Origin of the sequence: Streptomyces sp. C (assembly GCF_000158895.1) — a bacterium.
Lineage (GTDB): Bacteria > Actinomycetota > Actinomycetes > Streptomycetales > Streptomycetaceae > Streptomyces > Streptomyces racemochromogenes.
Window position 1 is genome coordinate 435,378 of the sequence record NZ_GG657750.1, and the last position, 1,482, is coordinate 436,859.

Annotated in this window: 2 protein-coding genes; one reads left to right on the plus strand and one right to left on the minus strand. The window is 72.9% G+C overall.

Annotated elements, in window-relative coordinates; translation table 11 throughout:
* Positions 1 to 676, minus strand: a 676-nt coding sequence (locus SSNG_RS02155) for an FAD-dependent monooxygenase (protein ID WP_241694975.1), incomplete at its 3' end; no start/stop codon positions are given.
* A 427-nt stretch (positions 677 to 1,103) separates the two neighbouring features.
* Between SSNG_RS02155 and SSNG_RS02160 the strand changes: the two genes are divergently transcribed.
* Positions 1,104 to 1,322, plus strand: a complete 219-nt coding sequence (locus SSNG_RS02160) for a hypothetical protein (RefSeq protein ID WP_050779516.1) — start codon at positions 1,104 to 1,106, stop codon at positions 1,320 to 1,322.
* The last annotated feature ends 160 nt before the right edge of the window (positions 1,323 to 1,482 follow it).

The following is a 1,482-nucleotide window of genomic DNA, read 5'->3' on the forward strand; positions in this document are numbered from 1 at the left end:
GCCCCTCCGCGCGGCGTGCGCTGTCCGTGCCCTTGGGGATGAGCGCCGCGCACTGCCAGTAGTCGCCGCGGTCGATGAGCGCGGTGAAGAAGCGGTCGCCCAGGGCGCCGACGAGCCCGCTGGGGTCGTCCTCGTGGCGCGGCAGGCGGAACCACCAGGCGTCCATGGGGCAGGGGAAGCCCTCCAGGCCGAGTTCCGGCAGGGCGCGGGCGAGCGAGCCTCGGCCGTCGCAGGCCACGGTGAGGGTGGCCCGCAGTTCGCCGGTGCGGCCGTCGGCGGTGCGGTAGCGGACGCCCGCGACCCGTCCGCGTTCGACGAGGAAGGAGGTCGCGCCGGTGTCCATGCGCAGCCGGAAGGAGGGTTCCTTGCGGGCTTCGTCGGCGAGCAGGTCCAGCAGGTCCCACTGGGGCACCATCGCGATGTAGTTGTACTTCCCGGGCAGCGCCGCGATGTTCCCCACGGTGACGAGGGACCGGTCCTGCCCGAGGGGCAGTTGGACCGAGGAGACCCGGCGCTGCGGCAGCCGGGCGAAGCGTTCGGCGAGGCCGATGTCGTCCAGGAGCGAGAGGGTCGAGGGGTGCACGGTGTCGCCGCGGAAGTCGCGCAGGAAGTCCCCGTGCTTCTCCAGCACCGTCACCTCGACCCCGGCCCGGGCCAGCAGCAGCGCCAGTACCATGCCGGCCGGCCCGCCCCCCACCACACAGCACGTCGTGCGTTCCTCAGCAGCAGCCACAGCAGCACACCCCTTCGCCTTCGCGGGACTTCCGGCCGGCCCGAGGAGACGTATACCGCACGGCGGCGGCCCCTCCGGTCGATGACGCGCACCGCGTGCCCCGTTCCCGAGGTGACGGCCCACCCGTAGGTGACTAGCATGGGCAGGAGACGGCCGCCATCGCGGGAACGGGCCTTTCGCCCGCCGTGAGTCACACGGCCAGGAGAAAGCGCGATCCGGCCCCATGGTCCGCGGCTCGAACAGCCGCGTTGACGGCGGGACGCTCCTTCCACACATCCATCCTGCAAAGGCAGAAATCCGTGCTGGACCGGAAGGAGGGCGAAGGCGTTTCGCGCCGCACGGCGGCGCAGTGACGAGAAGGGTTCGAACCATGCGTGCACTGAGAGTGAAGCAGCTTTTCGCGGCGTCCGCGATCGGAGTCCTGATGGCGGGCGGCGCCGCCATCGGAGCAGCGGGTACGGCCTCGGCGGCGGTGCCCACCCACTCGGTCAGCTACGTGACCGGCGGCGGTTGGGACGACGACGACGACCACGGCGGCTGGTACGACGACGATGACGACTGGGGCGGAGGGTACGGCGACGACTGCTGACGGGTGATCTCCCGCGGGGCTGCGCGGACCGCCGAGCCGACGGTCCGCGCGGTCCCCTGTCCGCGTGCCGGGACCAGACGGTCGCGCGGGCGCCGTACCGCGCGGGCCGTCAGGCGCCGAGCCGGGTGGAGGCGCGGGTCTCCCGCGCCCGGTCGTGCCG

Excerpts from the sequence above, each read along its gene's own strand:
- SSNG_RS02160 (WP_050779516.1), top strand. The coding sequence starts at position 1,104 with ATGCGTGCACTGAGAGTGAAGCAGCTTTTCGCGGCGTCCGCGATCGGA.